This is a genomic window from Pseudoclavibacter sp. CFCC 13611, assembly GCF_008831225.1.
Lineage (GTDB): Bacteria > Actinomycetota > Actinomycetes > Actinomycetales > Microbacteriaceae > Pseudoclavibacter_A.
In genome coordinates, this window is the sequence record NZ_WBKE01000001.1 from 76,299 (window position 1) to 97,175 (window position 20,877).

At 65.2% G+C, this 20,877-nt stretch carries 18 protein-coding genes; 8 read left to right on the forward strand and 10 right to left on the reverse strand.

Features of this window, described 5'->3' with window-relative positions:
- Window positions 1-5: 5 nt before the first annotated feature.
- Window positions 6-1,481, reverse strand: a complete 1,476-nt coding sequence (locus F8O08_RS00320; RefSeq protein WP_158030563.1) for a sodium:solute symporter family protein — start codon at window positions 1,479-1,481, stop codon at window positions 6-8.
- Entirely contained in the window at window positions 1,478-1,711 is a 234-nt protein-coding gene (locus F8O08_RS00325) for a hypothetical protein (protein WP_158030564.1), read from the reverse strand. Before F8O08_RS00325 ends, F8O08_RS00320 begins: the two co-directional genes overlap by 4 nt.
- A 228-nt stretch (window positions 1,712-1,939) precedes the next feature.
- On the opposite strand from F8O08_RS00325, the gene F8O08_RS00330 reads away from it, so the two are divergent.
- Window positions 1,940-3,580 (forward strand): helix-turn-helix domain-containing protein, encoded by a 1,641-nt coding sequence (locus F8O08_RS00330; RefSeq protein WP_158042275.1) that lies wholly within the window; start codon window positions 1,940-1,942, stop codon window positions 3,578-3,580.
- 79 nt (window positions 3,581-3,659) lie between these two features.
- Here the strand turns inward: F8O08_RS00330 and F8O08_RS00335 are convergent, their stop codons facing one another.
- Window positions 3,660-4,610, reverse strand: coding sequence for a LysR family transcriptional regulator (locus tag F8O08_RS00335; RefSeq protein ID WP_158042276.1), 951 nt, complete (start codon window positions 4,608-4,610; stop codon window positions 3,660-3,662).
- Window positions 4,611-4,749: 139 nt separating this feature from the next.
- Here F8O08_RS00335 and F8O08_RS00340 point away from each other — a divergent pair, with 139 nt between their 5' ends.
- The 6 genes from F8O08_RS00340 to F8O08_RS00365 all read left to right on the forward strand — a co-directional run bounded on the left by F8O08_RS00340 (window position 4,750) and on the right by F8O08_RS00365 (window position 10,923).
- Window positions 4,750-5,913 (forward strand): FAD-dependent oxidoreductase, encoded by a 1,164-nt coding sequence (locus F8O08_RS00340; protein ID WP_158042277.1) that lies wholly within the window; start codon window positions 4,750-4,752, stop codon window positions 5,911-5,913.
- Between the two features lie 46 nt (window positions 5,914-5,959).
- Complete coding sequence (locus tag F8O08_RS00345; RefSeq protein ID WP_158042278.1) at window positions 5,960-7,189, forward strand: allantoate amidohydrolase; 1,230 nt, start codon at window positions 5,960-5,962, stop codon at window positions 7,187-7,189.
- Window positions 7,190-7,477: 288 nt separating this feature from the next.
- Window positions 7,478-8,617, forward strand: coding sequence for a tyramine oxidase subunit B (locus F8O08_RS00350; protein WP_158042279.1), 1,140 nt, complete (start codon window positions 7,478-7,480; stop codon window positions 8,615-8,617).
- 4 nt (window positions 8,618-8,621) lie between these two features.
- Window positions 8,622-9,245: a HutD family protein gene (locus F8O08_RS00355; protein WP_158042280.1), complete on the forward strand. Its 624-nt coding sequence runs from the start codon at window positions 8,622-8,624 to the stop codon at window positions 9,243-9,245.
- Between the two features lie 18 nt (window positions 9,246-9,263).
- Window positions 9,264-10,529 carry an ammonium transporter gene (locus F8O08_RS00360; RefSeq protein WP_158042281.1) on the forward strand — a complete coding sequence of 422 codons (1,266 nt, stop codon included), beginning with the start codon at window positions 9,264-9,266 and terminating at the stop codon, window positions 10,527-10,529.
- A gap of 52 nt (window positions 10,530-10,581) precedes the next feature.
- Window positions 10,582-10,923: a P-II family nitrogen regulator gene (locus tag F8O08_RS00365; protein ID WP_158042282.1), complete on the forward strand. Its 342-nt coding sequence runs from the start codon at window positions 10,582-10,584 to the stop codon at window positions 10,921-10,923.
- 124 nt (window positions 10,924-11,047) lie between these two features.
- Here the strand turns inward: F8O08_RS00365 and F8O08_RS00370 are convergent, their stop codons facing one another.
- The 5 genes from F8O08_RS00370 to F8O08_RS00390 all read right to left on the reverse strand — a co-directional run bounded on the left by F8O08_RS00370 (window position 11,048) and on the right by F8O08_RS00390 (window position 17,576).
- Window positions 11,048-12,847 (reverse strand): acetyl/propionyl/methylcrotonyl-CoA carboxylase subunit alpha, encoded by a 1,800-nt coding sequence (locus F8O08_RS00370; RefSeq protein ID WP_158042283.1) that lies wholly within the window; start codon window positions 12,845-12,847, stop codon window positions 11,048-11,050.
- A gap of 2 nt (window positions 12,848-12,849) precedes the next feature.
- Window positions 12,850-14,532 carry a carboxyltransferase domain-containing protein gene (locus tag F8O08_RS00375; RefSeq protein WP_158042284.1) on the reverse strand — a complete coding sequence of 561 codons (1,683 nt, stop codon included), beginning with the start codon at window positions 14,530-14,532 and terminating at the stop codon, window positions 12,850-12,852.
- Window position 14,533: 1 nt separating this feature from the next.
- Entirely contained in the window at window positions 14,534-15,331 is a 798-nt protein-coding gene (locus F8O08_RS00380; RefSeq protein WP_158038624.1) for a putative hydro-lyase, read from the reverse strand.
- Window positions 15,328-16,104 carry a LamB/YcsF family protein gene (locus tag F8O08_RS00385; RefSeq protein ID WP_158042285.1) on the reverse strand — a complete coding sequence of 259 codons (777 nt, stop codon included), beginning with the start codon at window positions 16,102-16,104 and terminating at the stop codon, window positions 15,328-15,330. Before F8O08_RS00385 ends, F8O08_RS00380 begins: the two co-directional genes overlap by 4 nt.
- A gap of 164 nt (window positions 16,105-16,268) precedes the next feature.
- Window positions 16,269-17,576, reverse strand: a complete 1,308-nt coding sequence (locus tag F8O08_RS00390) for an NRAMP family divalent metal transporter (RefSeq protein ID WP_158042286.1) — start codon at window positions 17,574-17,576, stop codon at window positions 16,269-16,271.
- A 224-nt stretch (window positions 17,577-17,800) separates the two neighbouring features.
- On the opposite strand from F8O08_RS00390, the gene F8O08_RS00395 reads away from it, so the two are divergent.
- On the forward strand, window positions 17,801-18,463 hold the full coding sequence (locus tag F8O08_RS00395; RefSeq protein ID WP_158042287.1) for a GntR family transcriptional regulator: 663 nt from the start codon (window positions 17,801-17,803) through the stop codon (window positions 18,461-18,463).
- 3 nt (window positions 18,464-18,466) lie between these two features.
- Here F8O08_RS00395 and purB read toward each other — a convergent pair whose 3' ends face one another.
- A complete protein-coding gene (gene purB / locus F8O08_RS00400) occupies window positions 18,467-19,846 on the reverse strand; it encodes an adenylosuccinate lyase (protein ID WP_158042288.1) in 1,380 nt (459 codons plus the stop codon).
- Between the two features lie 74 nt (window positions 19,847-19,920).
- A complete protein-coding gene (locus tag F8O08_RS00405) occupies window positions 19,921-20,694 on the reverse strand; it encodes a nuclear transport factor 2 family protein (protein ID WP_158042289.1) in 774 nt (257 codons plus the stop codon).
- Window positions 20,695-20,877: the final 183 nt, after the last annotated feature.

Genomic DNA, 20,877 nt, shown 5'->3' on the forward strand with positions numbered 1-20,877 from the left:
GACGGTCATGCCTCCAAGTCAGCGATCTGCGGTGTACGGTTCGCGGACGGTCGTGCGGCCCCGCGATCCTGCGGCCATGCCGGGCGCACAGCCGGGCCGGTGGCGGCAGACACCGCCAGCATCACGATGATGTTGATGACCAGGGCGACGACGCCGATGTTCAGACCGAAGATGCCGATCTTGCCGAATGTGCAGACGATGACGACTGTCTCTGAGACGATCAGACCCGCGATCAGGCCCCGGGCGTTCACGAACTTCTGCCGTGTCACCGAGAGCACGTTCGAGGGAGCGAGCTGGGCCAGCCCCGCATAGGTGAGCAGATAGAGGTTCGCCATGAGATCGGGCCGTGAGAGCGCAAGGCCGAGCGACAGGAGCAGGATCACCCCGGAGGAGACGCGACCGACGAGCAGTTTGCGCTCTTCGCTGATGCCCGTCGGCGTGAGGTTCGACGAGACGAGCGTGGCGATCGCCAGCACACAGTGCGCTGCGGGAACGATGGCGCAGGCGAGACCCGAGATGATCACGAGGCCCATGAGCCACCCGGGCAGCGAGTCTGACGCCAGGGTGAGAATCGCGGAGTTCTCTTCGCCCTTGTTGATCTGCAGGTGGCTGACGGCGAAGAAGCCGAGCACGATCGGAATGAACGTTGCGAGGGTGTAGAGGGGAAGCATGATGTGGTTCTTCGAGACTGCACGAGACTTGTTCGCAGCCAGCACCGCCGGCCAGCTCTCGGGAAGAGTCATCGCGCCGAGCCCGATGCCGCTGATGATCACGCTCGAGACGAACCAGACGATCCCGTAGGTCTGCGTTCCCGGGCTGACCACAAGCAGCTTCTCGGCGTTGGTCATCACGTCGGCCATCACGTCACCCGCGTGGTACGTCGCAAGGGAGCCGATCAGGATGATCACGAGAGCGACCACCATCGCGACGTCTTTGAAGTACGCGGTCAGTGCGACGCCGCGCAGGCCCGCCCACGAGACGAAGAGCAGAATCAGCACGGTGGCAACGATCATGCTGAGCGTGCCGGCCTGCTTGTACCCGGTGCCGAACGACACCATGGTTCCGAGCCCGACGATCTGCACCTGCACGATCGGCATGAAAAAGACCACCGCGAGGAATGCGACCAGGCGCCCGAGGAAGGGACTGGAGAACTGATGGCCGACCATGTCTGCGTTGGTGTGGTAGTTGAAGACCTTGCCGAGCTTCCACACGATCGGGCCGAGCAGGAACATGCCGATGTAGCCGATGACGAGGTAAGCCGGCAGGTAGGCGGCAGAGACCCCGCCGAGCACCGTGAGGCCGGACATTCCGAGGAATGTGAAGCTGGTGAAGATCGCGCCCGCCTGCAGAAAGAAGGTGGTCAGCGAACTCATGCCGCGGTCGCCGATCGCCCAGCCGCTGTTGGTGTTCAGCGACCTTCGTCGACCGAGGAAGCCGAGCGTCGCGATGACGGCGAGACCGAGAACTGTTGCGAAGATCATGCGTGGGGCTCCTGTTCGGCAGTGTCTGCGATGGTGTCGTCGAGCTCAGGCTCGCTGCGGTACAGCATCGACAGGATGAGCGTGGTGGCGATCGCCCAGCCGCCGACCCAGAAGAGGATCGGTGGGAGGCCGAGCACGCTGGCCGGAGTGTTGATGAACGGGAAGAACGGGGTGAGGACCAAGGCGGCGATCGGCAGGATCAGCGCCAGGTGCGCTTTCGTGAGATGCATGGTGGATTCCTGGGCTTTCTCATCTGTGCTGCGTGATTGCTGACGAACTTACGGGCCTGGCCGGAGGCGAATCTGGACGCTTTGTTCGGATTCACTGCCCTGACACGCCGAAATGTCCAGTGAGAAGACTCCATGCCTACGGATCAGGGGTTCGTCAAACGGCACCTCTGAACACCTGTTACGGGAGCTTTACACCGTTGAAACAATTCACACCGTACGGTGTGCCCCATGACCCTGTGCATCAGCGACGTGATCTCACATTTCGCCAGGCAGCTGCAGCCAATCGTCGGCAGTGCAGCTCCGGAGTGGCAGCAGGCGATGCACAGCCCTGTTCGATGGACGACATACACCAACCTGATCGACCCGGCTCCGTATCTGAGAGCGGGAGAGCTGGTGCTCACCACGGGGCCGATTCCTGGCGACGCAGACGATGATTCGAGCGCATCGGGATCAGCGGAGGACGGCATCCGCCGATCTGCGACTCTGCAGGGGGCTCAGGCCCGGGAGTACGTTCGGCGTCTTCGAGAAGTCGGTGCTGCCGGAATCGTGGTCGGCCCGGTGCATCCGGACGGAGGCGACACGTCGTCGGGGGAGCACGAACAGGCGAGACGGCTGTTCGAGAGTCAGTGGCACGACCTGATCGACGCCTGTGCTGCGCAGGGGATGCCGCTGCTCTGGGGCAGGAACACCGTGTTCATCGAGTTCGCACGCGAGCTCGGCGCCCTGATCAGAGCCGATGAGCATCGAACCGATGCCTGGCTCACCGACGCGCAGCAGCGCATCACCGACGCCGCGCTGACCGACGGAGGCCCGGCCGCTGTGGTCGAGCAGCTGGCCGAAGAGCTCGGATCGTGGGTGGTGTGCTTCGACGACATGGCACGTGCCCGGTATCGCTCAGCTCGTGCCGATGACCTGACCGGGGCACAGCTCGAGGCCCTGCAGTCGGCGGCCGCTCGTGTGCTCGGCAGCGGTCTCAGAGGCGCGATGCGCCTCGACGTGAGCGATGTGCAGGGAGAGCTTCAGACGCTGGGCCCCTCGCACGGGCTCGTCGGAGTGGTGGCAGTCGGCACTGTCGACTGGGCGGACGCCGACCGTCGCGACGCGGGCAGGCACCTTCTCTCGAGAGCCCGCGCACTGCTGTCGCTGTCGCTGGTGCGCACACAGGAGGTGCGTCGGGCCGAGTCCGGGCTGAGCGCAGCAGTGCTGCGGCTGCTGCTCAGCGGCGCGGTCGAGGCGGCGCACCACACCGCGGCGTCGTTCTCACCGCTGCCCGACTCCCCAGTCGTCGTCGTTGCCGGATGCTCGAACACCATGTCTGTCGACCAGGTGGCGAGCCTGCTCGGGCGTGCGCATCGCGGCACACGCTCGCTGACGACGGTGCACGAGGGAACGGTTCTGCTGGTCGTCGCATCCCACGATCTCAACGTCGACGGTGACACGCACGAAGACCTGCGCCTCGGGGTCTCTCAGCCGGTGCTCTACGACTCGATGAGCGGCGGCCTCGATCAGGCGATGGATGCGCTTCGACGAGCGCTCGCGGGCGATCAGCCGACAGTGCGCTACGAGCCGGCGGTGCTGGACGATGTGCTCACCGCCGTGCAGCGGGTGCCGGGCATGGAAGACCTTGCCCGCAGCCTGCTGCAGCCGCTCATCGATGTCGACCGCGGTCGGTCAGACGCGCTTCTCGAGACCCTGCGTGTGTGGCTCGAGACCGGGGGACAGTGGGAGGCGGCATCGGCGCGGCTGCAGGTGCATCGTCACACACTGCGAGCCCGCATCGAGAAGTGCGCGCGGGTGCTCGATGTGGATCTGCGCGATCCGAAGGTGCGACACGAGCTGTGGCTCGCGCTGCAGGCGCTCACTGCATGAGACAGACCCGCTCCATGGGAGGTTCGTCGAGGGTCGAACTGGAACCGGCCTGAGGCGTGCATGATATTGAGCTGCCCGGTCAGTGCGGCGCAGACAGATGACCGTCTGCACCCTCCAGCGCGGTGGTCTCCGGGACGGTCGTCTCACTCAGGTGTGCTGATGAGTTTCTGAGACAGTCGAGAAAGATTGCAGTGGCGGGCGCTTCGTGTTTGGGAAGGGTCGCAAATCCCAATGATGTCAGGGGAGCTTCGCAGATGGGCACCGCCGAGATGGATGCCGGCTGCAGGTGGGTGACGGATTCGGGGAGCACTGTGAAGCCGCCGCCTGCGGCGACGAAGCTCAGCGCGGTCTCTTGATGAATGACCTGCTGGGCTACGCGAAGATCACCGATGGCCGAACCGAACAACGACCTGACCTGATCGACGTACCCGGGCATCATGCTGTGCGGAAACGTGATCATGGGAAGGGCCAGCAGCTCTGCAGCACGCACTTGGCTTCGTGTCGCGAATGGGTGTGCGGACGGAACACAAGCGACCAGTCGTTCGGCGAGCAGCTCCGTGACGGCCAACGTGGCTGAGGGCGGGGTGTCGCGGACGATTCCGAGGTCGATGTCGCCGTTGTAGAGCCCATCAATCTGCTCGGCACTGGTCAGCGGGCGCAGCTCCAGTGCGACCCGAGGCAGCCGACTGCGGAACTGCCGGACAGCAGCCGGCAGCAACGTGTAGTTCGCTGAGCTGACGAAGCCGACGCTGAGTCGGCCGCGCTGCCCATTCTCGAGCTCGTGCAGATCGACGAAGCACTCATCGAGGTCGGCGAGTACCGGCCTGAGTCTGGAGGCCAGCTCCGTTCCGGCCGGCGTAAGCTCCACGTGCCGCGTTGAGCGGCGCAACAGGGTGACTTCGAGTTCGCTTTCGAGCTTCTGGATCTGCACGCTCAGGGGCGGCTGCGAGATGTGGAGTCGCCTCGCCGCCCGCCCGAAGTGGAGCTCCTCGGCCACAGTGACGAAGTAACGCAGTTGTCGAAGCTCCACTGAGACCAACCCGATCGTGAGACTGATAGGAATTGCCTAATAATAGCGCTCCAATAAGTATTGGACGTGAAAGAGAAGCGCGACTTGACTGGTGGCATGCCACGAAAAGGCCGTGGCAGGTCACGGACGGAGAACCAGAATGGGTGTGGAGTCAGCCAAGGTCGTCATCGTTGGTGCAGGACTTGCGGGTGCGTCAGCAGCGTGGCGGCTGGCGCAGCAGGGCATTGAAACGCTGGTGCTCGAGCGCACCCAGCCGGCCAACGCCTCGGGAAGTTCTCATGGATCGGCCCGCATCTTTCGGTACCCGTACCTCGACCGGTTCTACACCCATCTCGTCGTTGAGTCGCGCCGTGGCTGGGACGAGCTTGAGACCGCCGGAGGAACGCGTCTGATCACACCGGCTGGCTCGCTTGACTCGGGGGCTGTGCGCAACCCACGGCGTCTCGCGGAGATACTGGGGGCAGAGGACGTCGAGCACGAACTTCTGTCTGTCGATGAGGCGAGCAGACGCTGGCCTCAGCTCACGTTCGACACCGAAGTACTCTGGCACCCGGGAGCCGGCGTGATCGACGCAGAGACCACGGTCAGGACGCTGCTGCGCCTCGCTGCGGATGCCGGCGCACAGGTGATCAGCGACTGGGAGGTTGCCAGCGTGAGCCGCAGTGGCGCTGGCTATGTGCTGACCGGAGCCGACGGGCGCACCGTCTCAGCAGAGAAAGTCGTCGTCACTGCCGGAGGGTGGCTGCCGGCTCTGCTCGGTCAGTTGGATCTGCCGGCCGATTTCGTCGACCGTGTGCCGGAGTTCCAGGTGCGGCAGGAGAACGCGTACCACTTTCCGTACCGTGATTCGGCTGACACTGGTGAGATCCCGGCTGGTGGGCACACCTCGTGGCCGACATTCATCTACAAGGGCGCTGACATCAAGACCTACGGTCTGCCTGGCGGTCGGGATGCCGGTTTCCGTGGACAGAAGGTCGCTGAGTACAACGGCGGCAAGGTGCTGCCCTCCGCGCTTGACCAGGACGGCCAGATTGATCCTGCGAATCGAAAGCGCGTCATCGAGTTCGTCAAGCGCTTCGCGCCCGGGCTCGTTCCTGAGCCGTATGCCGAGACCACCTGCCTCTTCACCAACGTGCCGAACGAAGACATCCTCATCGACTCGTGCGAGGGCGTCACGATCGTGTCGCCGTGCTCAGGGCAGGGGGCCAAGTTCACGCCGCTGCTCGGCGAGTTCATCACCGATCTGGTGACTGGCGCTCGCGGGGTTCCCGATCAGTTCCGCGCTCGCGGGCAGCGTTTCTGACAGCTATGCACGCCAAAGGCCGAGACGACAGAGAGACGAACCGACGATGAGCCATGACGTCGCGACACCGAGCGCCCTGCTCGCCGAGATCCACGAGATCGGTCGAGACTCCGAACGCGGGGGATACACCCGGCCAGTGTTCTCAGAGCCCGAACGGCAACTCACTGAGTGGTTCGTCGATCAGGCACGGCGACGTGGACTCGATGTCGAGACTGACGGCAACGGTATCACCTGGGCCTGGTGGGATGTTCCCGGAGGTAAGCGAACAGACGCGATCGGCTCCGGCAGCCACCTCGACTCAGTGCCCGGCGGCGGGGCGTTCGACGGACCTCTTGGCGTGGTCTCGGCGCTGAGCGCTGTCGATCACCTTCGCGCGCGCGGCGTTCAGCCGAAGCGGGCGCTTGCCGTGATGGTCTTTCCTGAAGAAGAGGGGTCTCGATTCGGGCTTGCATGCCTGGGCTCGCGGCTGGCCGCCGGGGTCGCCGATCCAGAGTACGTCCGGGGTCTGCGAGACGCCGATGGCGTCAGCTATGCCGAGGCGAGCCGAGCCGCTGGGATCGACCCGAGTGGCATCGGGGCAGACCCTCACGGGTTTGCCCGACTTCGTTCGTTCGTCGAGCTGCACATCGAGCAGGGGCGAGGGCTGGCCGAACTCGACCAGCCGGTATCAATCGGTCGATCGATTCTGGGGCATGGGCGCTGGCACTTGGTCATCACGGGACGCGGAGATCACGCAGGCACCACTCGGATGGCGGACCGTCAAGATCCCATGGTCGTGGCTGGGGAGGCAATCGGCATCGTACGTCGTGAGGCCCTGGCCGTCGAAGGCGCGCGCGGCACCATCGGACGCATCCGTGCCGTTCCTGGTGGAACAAACGTTATTGCCTCGAGTGTCGAGCTCTGGCTTGATGTTCGCCACTTCAATGATGATCAGACTCTTGAGATCGTTCGATCGATTGCGAAACATGTGAACACGGCTGCAGAGCGTGATGGATGTGTGTTTCAAATAACGCGTGAGTCGTTCAGTCCCACGGTTCAATTTCATGAAGGAATTCGTGAGAAGATTGGGGCCATTTTACCTCTGGCTCCCATGCTTGACACTGGGGCGGGGCATGACGCTGGAGTGCTCTCCACGATGCTGCCCACTGGCATGCTCTACGTCAGAAATATGACTGGGACGTCGCATTCTCCGCTGGAACACTGCGATCCTGAAGACGCTGATGCTGGCGCGGTTGCGCTCGCCGATGTTCTGCAGGGACTGTTGACAGAAGACTGATTCAGGCGAGAGTTTTGCCTTGCCGGCGTTGCTGGTGTGAGCGCTGAACACGACGAATGACGACAATCATTCTGGTGTTCGGCATTCGCGGATTTCTGCCATAAAACGACTGTATGGCACAGGTATTCGTCTGCGGGTATCTCATGCAAACGAAACGTGTTTTCACGCAAAAGACGCTGGTGCGATACACCGAAGAAACAATTCTCATTTGTACTTGTCTCTGTAAACACATCACACGGCGGTGACGTGCCTTCAGGATGTGACAGTCGACCGAAGGAGACTCTCAGAATGACCGATACAAAAATCGACATGCTGTATTTGAGTGAGCAGGATGTGATCGATGCCGGTGTGATGAACATCGATGAATGCATCGACGTGATGGAAGAAGTGCTGGTGCTCGTGGCCAACGGTCAGTACCGCATGGCTGGCAGCAGCGCCAATTCTCATGGGGCCATGGTGACCTTTCCGGAGCACTCGCCGTTCCCTGAGTTTCCCAAAGACACTGAAGACCGTCGCTTCATGGCCATGGCCGCCTACCTTGGCGGTCGCTTCGACACCGCTGGCGTCAAGTGGTACGGCTCGAACATCGAGAACAGGGAGAAAGGACTCCCGCGCTCGATTCACCTCATCGTGCTCAACGACAAAGACACTGGAGCGCCGTTCGCCATCATGTCGGGCAACCTGGAGAGCGCATACCGCACTGCCGCAGTTCCGGGCGCCGCAGCTCGCAAGCTGGCACCAGAGAATGCCAAGTCGCTTGGCCTGATCGGTCCGGGAGCGATGAACAAGAGTGCCCTCGACACGTTCTCGCGACTGCGGCCCACACTCGACACCGTGCGAATCAACGGACGTCGTCGCTCGACGTCTGAGAAGTATGCCGAGTGGGTGCGCGAGAACTTCCCGCAGTTCACCACCATCGAAATCGTCGACAGCGCTGAGAGAGCCGTGCGCGACTCCGACATCGTCAGCGTCGCGGTGACCGGAATGGTCGGCTCGGAGAACTATCCGTACATCAACGGCGACTGGATCAAGCCAGGCGCGTTCCTGAGTCTGCCGGCCAACCTGAAGATGGATAAGGACTACACCCTCAGTGGCAAGGCCCGTCTGGTAGCCGACGCGAAGGCCATCTACGAGGCCTGGGCCGAAGAGTACCCCGCACCGTGCCATGAGACCGCGTTCGGAATGATCGGACTCAACTGGCAGGATCTCATCGTGGCCGGCGAGCTGGAGTCAGACCGAGTCGTCAACATCGGCGATGTCTTTGCTGACAAAGTACCCGGGCGCGAGTTCCCGGAGCAGCCGGTGCTGTTCAGCGTCGGCGGCATGGGTGTCGAAGACGTCGCTTGGGGCAAAACCGTCTATGAACACGCGGTCGAGAAAGGAATCGGCACCAAGCTGAACCTCTGGAACACGCCGAAGCTGGTCTGACGCCATGTGGGTGATCCGGTTCGGTGAGCAGACGACCACTCCATGGTCAAACGGAGGCGGCCACACGGTCACCCTGCTGCAGCATCCGGCGCATGCCGAGCAGACCGAGGTCATCTGGAGGCTCAGCGTCGCCGAGATCGTCGGCTCGTCTGCCTTCTCGACGTTTCGCGGGCTCAGCCGCTGGTTCGTTCCGCTGACCGATGAGATCGAGGTCACCGTCGGCGAGCAGCACAATCGCCTGCCCCCATTTGACGTGCTCTCGTTCAACGGAGCTGACCAAGTCAGCACCCGGCAGCACCAGCAGACCACACACAATCTCAACATCATGGCGCGTACCGATGTCGTCGACATGCGACTGCATCGGCACACACTCGAACCGGGGGAGGCTCTCGGGCCTCGCTTGACACCGCTTTCGGCGAGACCGAGCGGTGACGAACACCCCGGCGAGCTGGATGCGCTGGTCGTTCTCGACGGCTGGCTCACCGGCGCATCAGGCGAGGTCGCCCCCTGGAGTCTCGTGACAGAGCCGACCAGGAGTGATCTCGCAGCGACTGCTCCGACGCATGTGCTGCACGTGCACATCACCCTGGCTGACGGAGGCAAACCGTCGGCACCACACTCACTGTGACAAGAACAGGATCACACTATGGACATCACTTCACAGGTGAACACCGCCTGGATGCTCGCGGCGACCGTCGCGGTCACGCTCATGCTGCCGGGGCTCGCGCTCTACTACGGCGGCCTTTCACGAACGAAGAACATTCTGAACACGATCATGGTGGTGTTCGGCGGCTTCGCCGTCACCGCGCTGCTCTGGGTGTTGTTCGGCTACGGCCTCACCCTCGGCGACTCCGTGGGCGGAGCTGGTCTGATCGGCAACCCGAGCGGACTCTTCGGACTGGTCGATCTGATCGGTGCCGAGACTCCGGAAGGCGCCGTTCCTGGGATTCTCATCGCCGGCTTCCAGCTGGTCTTCGCCGGGTTGACCGTCGGCATCGTCGGCGGTGCAGTCGAGGGGCGCATGAAGTTCTCAAGCTGGTTGGTCTTCGCCGGGCTGTGGGCCACACTCGTGTACTTTCCGGTCGCACACTGGGTGTTCGCCTTCGACGCCGCTGATGGCAGTACGACCGGTGGCTGGATCGCGAACAAGCTTGGTGCGCTCGACTTCGCCGGAGGCACCGCGGTGCATATGAACGCCGGCGTCGCCGCGCTCGTCCTCGCGATGTTTCTGGGCAAGCGCAAAGGGTTCCCGGCCGTCGGGCGACCGGGCAACCTGCCGATCGCCATCCTCGGCGGCGGCCTGCTGTTGGTCGGGTGGTACGGGTTCAACGGCGGTTCTGCCGGCGGCATCAACGAGGCAGCTGGGTTCTCTCTGACCAACACCCTCGTCGCCGCCTGTGTCGGCATGCTCGGGTGGCTGATCGTGGAGCGCATCTTCGGCGGGCATGCCACCTCGCTCGGAGCCATCTCGGGCGTGCTGGCCGGCCTTGTCGGCATCACTCCGGCAGCGAACTCCGTGTCGGTCATGGGAGCGGTCGTGATCGGTCTGATCGCCGGAGCCATCGCCTACTGGGCGCTGTCGCTGAAGGCCAAGCTCGGCTACGACGATGCACTTGACGCCGTGGCCATCCACATGTTCCCCGGCATCTTCGGAACCATCGCGATCGCCTTTCTGGCCGATCCCGCCACCCCAGCGGGTGCCGCAGGGCTCTTCTACGGCGGAGGCGGTGAGCTGTTCGCCCCCCAGATCATCGGTGTCGTCTCAGTCTTCGCCTACACGTTCGTAGTCACCGCGCTCATCGCCTGGGTGCTCAAGGTCACCATGGGGCTGCGCGTCACCGACGCTGAAGAGAATGCCGGTCTCGACTCATCGCTGCACGTTGAGACCGCCTACGAAAAAGAGGACGCCTGATCCTCCGGCGGCATCGCCGAACCGACGTCCTGTCGAAAGGAACACAAACACTATGAAACTCATCACCGCAGTTCTGCAGCCTGGAACGCTGCAGCCGATTAAGAGTGCGCTGGAACACGTCGGGGTGAAAGGCCTGACAGTTGTGGACGCCCGCGGATACGGGGCACAAGCCGGAAAGGTTGAGGTCTATCGCGCCCGTGAGGTGCGCGTCGACTTCGTGCCGAAGATTCGCATCGAAGTGATCGTCGCAGACGAGCAGGCCACTGCCGCGATCGACGCCATTCAAGAGACTGCGCGCACCGGCAGCATCGGTGACGGCAAGATTTGGGTCACCGAGGTGCTCGACGTCGTACGCGTACGCACCGGTGAGCAGGGCGACGCAGCTGTGAGCTGATCGTCCCCGACACCAGAGAGCCGCGCTGTCGACTGGGGTGCCGCTGAGAAGTCTGACCGACCTTTCCGCGGCACCCCTCCGACGTCTGCGGGGTGAGCAGCACATGCCCGCCCGCGGCCGGTATTCACCGCACGAGAGCGATGCATACTCCGCCGCTGATCAGCGCGCTGCCGACCTCTGCCTCGCGGTGCAGCACCCCCGCGCACGGCGCGAGCACCTGTGTCTCCATCTTCATCGCCTCCATGACGGCGAGCACCTCGCCTTCGGCGACCGACGCTCCGTCTTCCGCCTTCCACGCGACGAGCGTTCCGGTGATCGGCGCGCACACCGCACCGGGCTCGTTCGAGCCGACGCCGTCGGCTGCGGCATCCGCGGCGGATGCGCTGCCTGCGACCGCCTCGTCGCCGGGGCCGCTCTGCAGCACGGCGGCCGCAGAGACTCCGCCTGCCAGCGAGCCGACCAGCTGTGCCGGAAGCCCGAGCTCGACACGGCGGCCGTCGAGCTCGATCCAGGTGCGTGTCAGCGGTTCGCTTGGCATCGGGTCAGAGAAGGGCTGGTGCAGCTCGTCGAGCCAGGAGCATTCGGTCTCGATCCACCTCGTGTGCACCGCGAAGTCGTCAGCATCGGCGGCGGCGAACGCCGGATCGTCGACGATGCGCCGGTCGAAGTCCAGCAGCGTCGGCACACCGTCGACCTGGAACTCCCGCAGCGCCTGGCGGGCCTTGCGCAGTGCCTCGTCGCGATCGGCACCCCAGACCACGAGCTTCGCCAGCAGCGAGTCGTACAGCCCGCTCACCACACTGCCCGCGACGACCCCGGAGTCGAGACGCACGCCCTCGCCGCCCGGAGCGTCGAAGCGGCTGATGCTCCCGGGTGCCGGCAGAAACCCACGCCCGGCGTCTTCGGCGTTGATGCGGAACTCGAAGGCATGGCCCCGTGGCAGCGGAGTCTGGTCGATCTCGAGCGGCAGCCCGTCGGCGACTCGCAGCTGCTGCCGCACCAGATCGACGCCGCTGGTCAGCTCGGTGATCGGATGCTCGACCTGCAGGCGGGTGTTCACTTCGAGAAACGAGACCGTGCCGTTCGCCCCGACCAGGAACTCGACCGTGCCGGCGCTGACATAGTCTGCGGCCTCGCAGATGCGCTTCGCCGCCGACTCGATCGCGCTGCGCTGCTCGTCGGTGAGAAACGGCGCCGGTGCCTCTTCGACGACTTTCTGATTGCGTCGCTGCAGCGAGCAGTCACGAGTGCCGACCACGACGACGTGACCGTCGGCGTCGCCGACGACCTGCGCTTCGACGTGTCGCGGGTGAGGCACGTACTGCTCGATGAAGCATTCTCCGCGGCCGAACGCGGCGACCGCCTCTCGTTCGGCCGACTCGAACTGGTCGACCACCTCGTCGAGTCTCCAAGCCACCTTCAGGCCTCGTCCGCCGCCTCCGAACGCGGCTTTGATCGCGATCGGCAGACCGTGCTGCTGTGCGAACGCCAGCGCCTCGGCACCGTCGGCGACCGGCCCGGGAGTGCCCTCGACGAGTGGGGCCCCGACCGAGGAGGCCAGCTGGCGAGCGGTCACCTTGTCGCCGAGCGAGCGGATCGTCTGCGGCCGCGGGCCGATCCAGATGAGTCCTGCGTCGATGACGGCCTGAGCGAAGTCGGCGTTCTCTGACAGAAAGCCGTAACCGGGGTGCACGGCGTCAGCATGCGCACGTCGTGCGACGTCGATGAGGGCGTCGATGTCGAGGTACGTGTCAGCGGCAGTGGCCCCGGGCAGGGCATAGGCCTCGTCGGCGACGCGGGTGTGCAGCGCATCGGCATCGGGGTCGGAGTACACCGCGATCGAGGTCACCCCATAGGCGGCGCAGCCTCGAGCGATGCGCACGGCGATCTCGCCGCGGTTGGCGATGAGCACTCTGCTGATCATGTTCAGTTCTCCTTCGTGAGAGATGCGTCGTCGGTGGCGGATGCCTGCCCCTGAGGGTCGGTGACCGCACGAAAGCGAATGCTGGCGCCGATCGGCACCTGCCCGGCGAGATTGAGGTGATACGAGGCGACCGAGCCGATGACGGGGTAGCCGCCGGTCAGCGGGTGATCGGCCATGAACAGCACCGGTTGCCCGTTGGGCGGCACCTGCAGAGCACCAGAGGAGGTGCCCTCAGACTCGAGCTCTCGGTGGTCGCGGCGCTCCAGCGGCGTCGGCCCGTGCAGGCGCAGACCGACGCGGTTCGACTGCGCCGTGACCTCCCACTGCTGATCGAAGAGTGCCTGCACCGCGTCATCGGCGAACATCTCGGTACGCGGCCCGAGCACCACATCGAGAGTGACCACGTCGCCCGGGGCGGGCAGACGGCTGTGCAGAGTGTCGTCGGGCGCATCCGCACCCCAGATCTGTGCGACCGCAGCGACTGCGGCACGGCGCACCGGCAGCACGTCACCGGCGCGCAGAGGCTCCGGCCCAAGGCCCGAGAGCACATCGGTCGAGAGGCTGTCGAGCACCGGGGCGACGGCGAACCCACCGCGTACGCCGACGTATGCGACGTTGCCGCGCGTGGGAAAGCCGAGCTCGAGCGTCTCGCCGTCGCGCAGAGCGAAGGCCTGCAGCTCGGGAGCCGAGCGGGGAGCCGGCATCCGGGCAGCCGGGCGTTCAGCGTCCGTCTCCGTCTCCGTCTCCGGCGTCGACGCGGGGCGGACGGTGGCCGACACCTGCGCGCCGGTGACGGCGAGCACCAGTTCGCCGATCGCTCGCAGTCGCAGCCCGCCGTGCGTCTCGATGCTTGCGGCATCGGAGGCGTTGCCGACGAGACGGGCCGCCAGCCGGGCGCTGTCATGGTCGAGAGCACCGGAACGTGAGACGCCGAGATCGGCGTGCCCCGGTCGCCCCAGATCCTGCAGCGTCGAGCCGAGCCCGGGCTCGACGACCTCCAGTGCGGTTCGCGAGCCGCTGTCGTCGCCTGCGACGGCAGCGGTCTGGGGTGCAGTCGGCTGCTGCCGCGTCGATCTCTCGGCCTCGACGAAGCGCACGCGCATGCCGGGGCGCAGGGTCGCGGGAGGATCCAGGCGCAGATCGAACATCGGCAGCTCGGTGGTGCCGATGATCTGCCAGCCGCCGGGGCTGACGCGCGGATAGATCCCGCTGTACGTACCGGCCAGACCGACGGCTCCGGCGGGAATGGCAGTGCGCGGGGTGCTTCGGCGCGGCACGTTCAGCCTCGGGTCGCCGCCGACCAGATAGCTGAAGCCGGGAGCGAATCCGGTGAACGCGACGGTGTAGGTCGAGGCGGTGTGCATGGCGATGACGTCTGCAGGAGTGACGCCGAGCAGATCCGCCACCTCGGCGAGGTCGTCTCCGTCGTAGCTGACCGGCATCTGGACGATCTCTCCGTCGGCACCGAGCGGCGCACTTACGTCGCGTTCCAGCAGCAGCGCGGTGAGCTCGGCGGCATCGATGCGGGTCGGGTGAAAACGCACGAGCACCGTTCGAGCGGCAGGAACGAGCTCGTGCACTCCCGCAATCGGATCGTCCAGCAGCGACTGGTTGAGAGCCACCGCCTGCGAGAGCTCGTCCAGCTCGACTAACAGCACATCGGTGTTGACCGGCAGCACGCGCATCTCAGACCTCGTACGTCGTGTCGGAGACGTCTGAGACGAACATGTATCCCGGGGCGTGCGTGATCGCGAACGGAAGCCGCGAGGCCATGACGGCCGCCTGCGGAGTGACGCCGCACGCCCAGAACACCGGCACCTCGCCGTCATGCACGGGCACTGCATCGCCGAAGTCGGGTCGCGCCAGATCGGCGACGCCCAGGCCGGCCGGGTCGCCGACGTGCACGGGCGAGCCGTGCACCGCCGGATAGCGACCCGAGATCATCGCCGCCTCGGCCACCCGATCCGAGGGGATCGGCCGCATCGACACGACCATCTCGCCGTGGAAGGCCCCCGCGGGGCGACACTGCCGATTCGTGCGATACATGGGAACGTTCGTTCCCTCTGCGATGTGCCGAACCTCGATGCCCGCCCGCTGCAGCGGCGTCTCGAAGGTGAAGCTGCAGCCGATGAGAAATGCGACCAGATCAGGGTGCTCCGCCCAGGCCTCCGTCGCATCGGTCGGCTCGTCGACCAGCTCGCCGTCGCGCCACACCCGATACTTCGGAAGGTCGGTGCGCAGATCGGCGGTCGGCGCCAGCACCGTGCGAGGCGAGCCGGGATCGGTCACGTCGAGCACCGGGCACGGCTTCGGGTTGCGCTGGGCGAAGAGCAGAAAATCGTAGGCGTACTCGCGTGGCACGGCCAGCAGGTTCGCCTGCGCCATGCCTGGGGCGACGCCCGCCGTGGGCAGGCACTCGCCGGCGCGGTAGCGCTCGCGGGCCGTTCGGGCTTCGAGCTGCGCGGATGCGATGGGGGAGTTCATGCGGCCTCCTCAGGGTCAAGCGTGGAACGAACGGCAATTCCTTCGTGCTGTAAGCGGTCACGAATCGCCCGGGCCATGTCGAGGGCACCCGGCGAGTCGCTGTGCACACAGACCGATTCGGCATCGAGATGGAGCTGGCTGCCGTCGACGGCGATCAGCGTGCCGGTCTCGGCGAGACGAACGATGCGATCGGCCACGGCATCCGCATCGCTCAGGACAGCACCGGGCTCGCGACGTGAGACGAGCGTGCCATCGGGCTGGTAGCCCCGGTCGGCGAAGGCCTCGGCGATCACCCGGAGGCCCGCTTCGTCGGCGACACGGGCGAAGACCGAGCCGGCCAGTGCCATCACGGCCAGGTCTGAGTCGTACTCGCGGATCGCCTCGACCACAGCCGCAGCCTGCACCGGATCGACGGCGATGCGGTTGTAGAGCCCGCCATGCGGCTTGACGTAGCGCATGCGCCCGCCGGCCGAACGCGTGATGCCGTCGAGCGCGGCGATCTGATAGAGCACGTCGGCGGTCAGCTCCGGCGAGGCGACATCCATCGCGCGACGCCCGAAGCCGGCGAGATCTCGGTATGCAGGGTGGGCGCCGATGACGACGCCTCGGCCGACGGCCGACTTCGTCGTGTGTATGAGACCGATCGGGTCGCCGGCGTGAAAGCCGCAGGCGATGTTCGCGCTGGTGACGATGTCGAGCATGGCGTCGTCGTCGCCGAGCGACCACCGGCCGAAGCCTTCGCCCATGTCGCTGTTGAGATCTATTGCTGTCATGATGCTCCAATTCTGCGCCCGAAGTCTCGACGACGGGCGGTGCAGGTGTGGTGCTGCGGTGATGATGCTGCGAGGTCACCGCGGTGATGGAGGGCCGGTGGATGCGCTGGGGGAGGGGAAGCGCACCCACCGACCCGGTCTGATGTCGGGTCTGAACGGTCAGGCTACGAGAGGCCGAGCAGAGCGAAGATCGGCTGGATCGACGAGATGCCCATCCACCAGGTGAAGACGCAGACGAGCGCTCCGAGGATGAGCAGCCAGATCGGGTAGCGGTAGTTGCCGAGCAGATCGCGCCGGGCGAAGCCGATGTAGATCATCAGCGTGAGGCCGATGGGCAGGATCAGTCCGTTGAAGCCGCCGGCGAAGACCAGCAGCGCTGCCGGAGCCGTGCCGAGCAGCAGGTAGACGACCAGCGAGACGGCGATGAAGCCGATCGTGGTGATGTTGCGCAGACGCGGTTCGAGGAACTTCGGGCTGAAGACGTTGAAGAATGACACCGAGGTGTACGCGGCGCCGATGGTCGACGTCGTGCCGGCCGCCCAGAAGATGACACCGAAGATGCGGAATCCCCATTCGCCGAGCGCGACCTGGAAGGCCTGCGCGGCGGGGTTGGCGGTGTGACTTGCGAGATCGATCGTGACTCCGCTGGCTGCGACGCCGAGAATGGCGAGGAACAGCAGGTAGCGGATGACGCCGGTGATGGTGACGCCCCAGAACGATGCCGTGCTGATGGCCTTGATGTTCTCGCTGCCGGTGATCTTCGCATCGAGCAGACGATGCGCGCCGGCATAGGTGATGTAGCCGCCGATGGTGCCGCCGACGATCGTGGTCAGTGCGGCGAGGTTGACGTTGTCGGGCATCACGGTCTCGGTGAGCGCGTGACCGACGGGGGGCTGCACGACGAAGAGCACGACCACCACGATGGCGACCTTGACCGCGGCGAGGGCGATGACCACGCGATCCATCACCTTTCCGGCGCGTTTGTACAGAAAGATGCCGATCGCCAAGAGCGCGCCGATGAGCCCGCCGATCTTCGGGTCAAGCCCGATCGCGGCGTTCAGCCCGAGGCCGATGCCGGCGATGTTGCCGATGTTGAACACGAGCCCGCCGAAGATGACCAGCACGGCGAGCACGTAGCCGGTGCCCGGAATGGCGGCGTTGGCGAGCTCTCCGGCGGTCTTGCCCGAGAGCCCGATGATGCGCCAGACGTTCAGCTGCACGATGAAGTCGATGACGATCGACAGCAGGATGCCGAATCCGAAGGCTGCGCCGAGCTGCACGGTGAAGGTCGCCGTCTGCGTGATGAAGCCGGGGCCGACTGCAGACATGGCCATCAGGAAGACCGCGCCGATCAGGGAGCTTCGGCGTTCTTTCAGAAACTGAGCGGTCTGGCTGCCCTTCGAGGCAGAAGGACTGACGCTCGATGATGAGGGCTCTCGGGTTTCCGACCCGGGGGAGGTCTCTGCGCTCATGGTGCTCCATTCGAACAGGCGGGCGTCGGCCCGCGGTCGTCGTTGACTGTGCGATATCGTACAGGTTGTTCAACAAAGAGCATGAACACTTGAAATATGATCGGAGTTTCGTTCATGTTACAAGTAGGTGAAGTGAACAATTACCGACCCGTTGAGGCCGGACGCGCTGCACGTGCCACCAGGGCGCAGCCGGGAGCCGAAACGGGGCGGGTAGAATTTCTGCTGTGACCCAAGCGCTCCCACTCTCCGTGCCTGAGAAGGCGGCGCAGGCTCTGCGCGTACTGATCACCGACGGCGAGGTCTCGCCCGGAGACAAGCTTCCAGAGGCCGATCTGGCCGAGCGACTGGGCGTGTCTCGCAACACGTTGCGAGAGGTCTTCCGCCTGCTCGCTCGCGAGCGCCTGGTCGAGCACGTTCCCAATCGCGGAGTGTTCGTCAGCCGTCCCGGTCTTCCCGAGGTCTTCGACGTCTTCCGGGTGCGGCAGCTGATCGAACCCGAGGCGATCGCCGGTGCCGCACCGGGGCATCCGTCGCTCGAGCGCATGCGAGACTGCGTGCTGCGTGCTCGAGCCGCGGCCGAGGCCGATGACTGGCGCGCTGTCGGCACGGCCGATGTGACGTTTCACGAGGCGGTGATCGCCCTCGCCGACAGCCCGATACTCGCAGACCTGTATCGGTCGCTCGCCGCGCAGCTGCGGCTGATGTTCGGGCTGATCGGCAGCCCGCGCTACATGCATGAGCAGTACATCGACCGCAATGAGCACATCGTCGGCCTGATTCAGCGGGGCGACTCAGCGGATGCGGCGCAAGAGATGCGCGCATACCTGCACGACGCCCAAGAGCAGATCGTCAACGCCTACGTCTCCGGGCGAGTCTCCTCGGTCTGACCCTCACCGCGTCTTCGCCAGCTGAGGCGCGAGCCCGATGTAGGTCTCGGGGCGCAGAGCGAGCAGGCGCTGCTTCGCCTCGTCGCCGATGTCGAGGCCCTGTACGAACTCTTCGAGATCGGCCTGACCGATGCGATGCCCGCGAGTGAGCCCCTTGAGCAGTGTGTAGGGGTCGTCGATCTTCGAGCGACCGGCGGCGACCTCGGCGCGGATCACGGTCTGAATGGCCTCGGCGAGCACCTCCCAGTTGTGGTCGAGATCGTCGAGCAGTGTCGGCGCAGCCAGCTCGACCGTGTTCAGCCCCTTGGCGACGTTATCGAGCGCGAGCAGCGAGTGCCCGAAGGCCACGCCGATGTTGCGCTGGGTCGTCGAGTCGGTGAGGTCGCGCTGCATGCGGCTGGTGATGAGCGTCTGAGCGAGTGATGAGAGCAGCGCGTTCGAGAGCTCGAGGTTGGCCTCTGCGTTCTCGAAGCGAATCGGATTGACCTTGTGCGGCATGGTCGACGACCCGACCTCTCCTGCGACCGGGATCTGATGGAAGTACCCCATCGAGATGTACGTCCAGAAGTCGGTGGCGAGGTTGTGCAGGATGCCGTTGAAGTGCTCGACCGTCGAGTAGAGCTCGGCCTGCCAGTCGTGCGACTCGATCTGCGTGGTCAGCGGGTTCCAGGTGAGCCCCAGGCCCTCGACGAAGTCGCGTGAGACGTCGGGCCAGTCGGCACTCGGGTCGGCGACCACGTGCGCGGCGTAGGTGCCTGTCGCGCCGTTGAACTTGCCCAGGTACTGCTGTTCGCGCACATGCCCCAGCTGGCGACGCAGTCGATGGGTGAACACGGCCAGCTCTTTGCCCATCGTGGTCGGCGTCGCCGGCTGCCCGTGCGTGTGGGCGAGCAGGGGCACGTCGCCGTAGCGCTCGGCGAGCTCCGCGATCTGGGCGACCACGGCATCCGCCTTCGGCAGCCACACCTCGCGCACCGCGTCGCGCACGATCACGGCGTAGGAGAGATTGTTGATGTCTTCGCTGGTGCAGGCGATGTGCACCAGCTCGGCGCGATCGGCCAGCCCCAGGGCAGGCAGATGCTGGCGGATGAACACCTCGACGCTCTTCACATCGTGCTTCTTGACGGCCTCGAGTTTGGCGAGTTCATCGATGCTGTTCTGGTCGAAGTCGGTGACCAGCGCTCGCAGACCGGCCTTCTGATCCGCGGTGAGCGGGCTGGTGCCGAACAGACCGTTCTCGGTCAGAAAGATCAGCCACTCGACCTCGATGTGCACGCGCGCGCGGTTCAGGCCCGCCTCGCTGAGGTACTCGCCGAGGCCGCTGACGGCCTTCTGGTAGCGGCCGTCGAGAGGGCTGAGTGGCTGGTGGTCGAGAGTGCTCAAGAGGTGGCTCCTGTGGATGCGATGGCTGGTCTGCGTGAACATGACCAGCTTAGTGCGGGAGCCGTGCGAGGCAGTCAGAACAGACCGTAGGGATGCACAGCCTCGCTGTCTGCCGGAATCTCGGCGATCGCATCCCACAGCTCGACGATCTTGCCGTCGGCCACGCGCCACAGTTCGAGAAAAGCGTGTCTGACTCCGCCGATGCTGCCCTCTGACTGGGTCAGCACGAAGTCGTTCTGCGCGACGCGTCGGTGCGTGCGGTCGTAGACGAGGGGAGTGCCTTCGCTTTTGAGCTGGTGAAGAAACTCCACGACGGCCTCGGTGCCGTCGGCGATGTCGGGGCTGTGCTGGCGAAAGCCCTCGCCGTTGCTGAACGTCGCCCACTCGTCATACCGCTGTTCGATCAGCACGGTCTGGAAGAAATCAGCGACTTGGCGGCGGCTGGTCTCGGTGTCGACGCTTCGGTCGGTGTGCACCGGCCCGTCGAGCTGTGTTCTGCCGCTCGCATTCGGGGGCGCTTCGGGAACGAGGCCGTCCCAGTGCTCGACGATTGCCCCGTCGGCCACCCGATAGATGTCGAATCCGATCAGCGGTTCGTCGTCCAGCCCGGTGTATCGGCCGTGCAGCGCGACGAGGTCGCCGTCGACGAACTGTCGGACGAGTCGATACCTGAGCGTCGGTGCCTCTTCGACCAGCTGCTTCAGCCCTGTTCGGCCGTCGGCGACGAGTGGGGAGTGCTCGATGAAGTCTGGAGCGAAGGCGTCGGTGTCGAGCACGCTGGTGTCTCGGTCGCCGAACAGGCGCTGGTGGGCGGTGACGACGAGCTCGAGGGTCTCTGCTGCAGTCATGTCGGGCCTTTCTGAGAAGAATCCGCGGCACAGCGAGCTGCTGGTGCTCAGGCATCGCCTGCTGTGTGAAAAGGCCCTGCACGAATCGTCGATGAGGCGACCGAGATGTGGGCCGGGTGGCACGTCAGCGGGCTGCCCGGATGCGGCCAGCCTAAGCGATGCTCCCTCGACCGAGGCGGTACG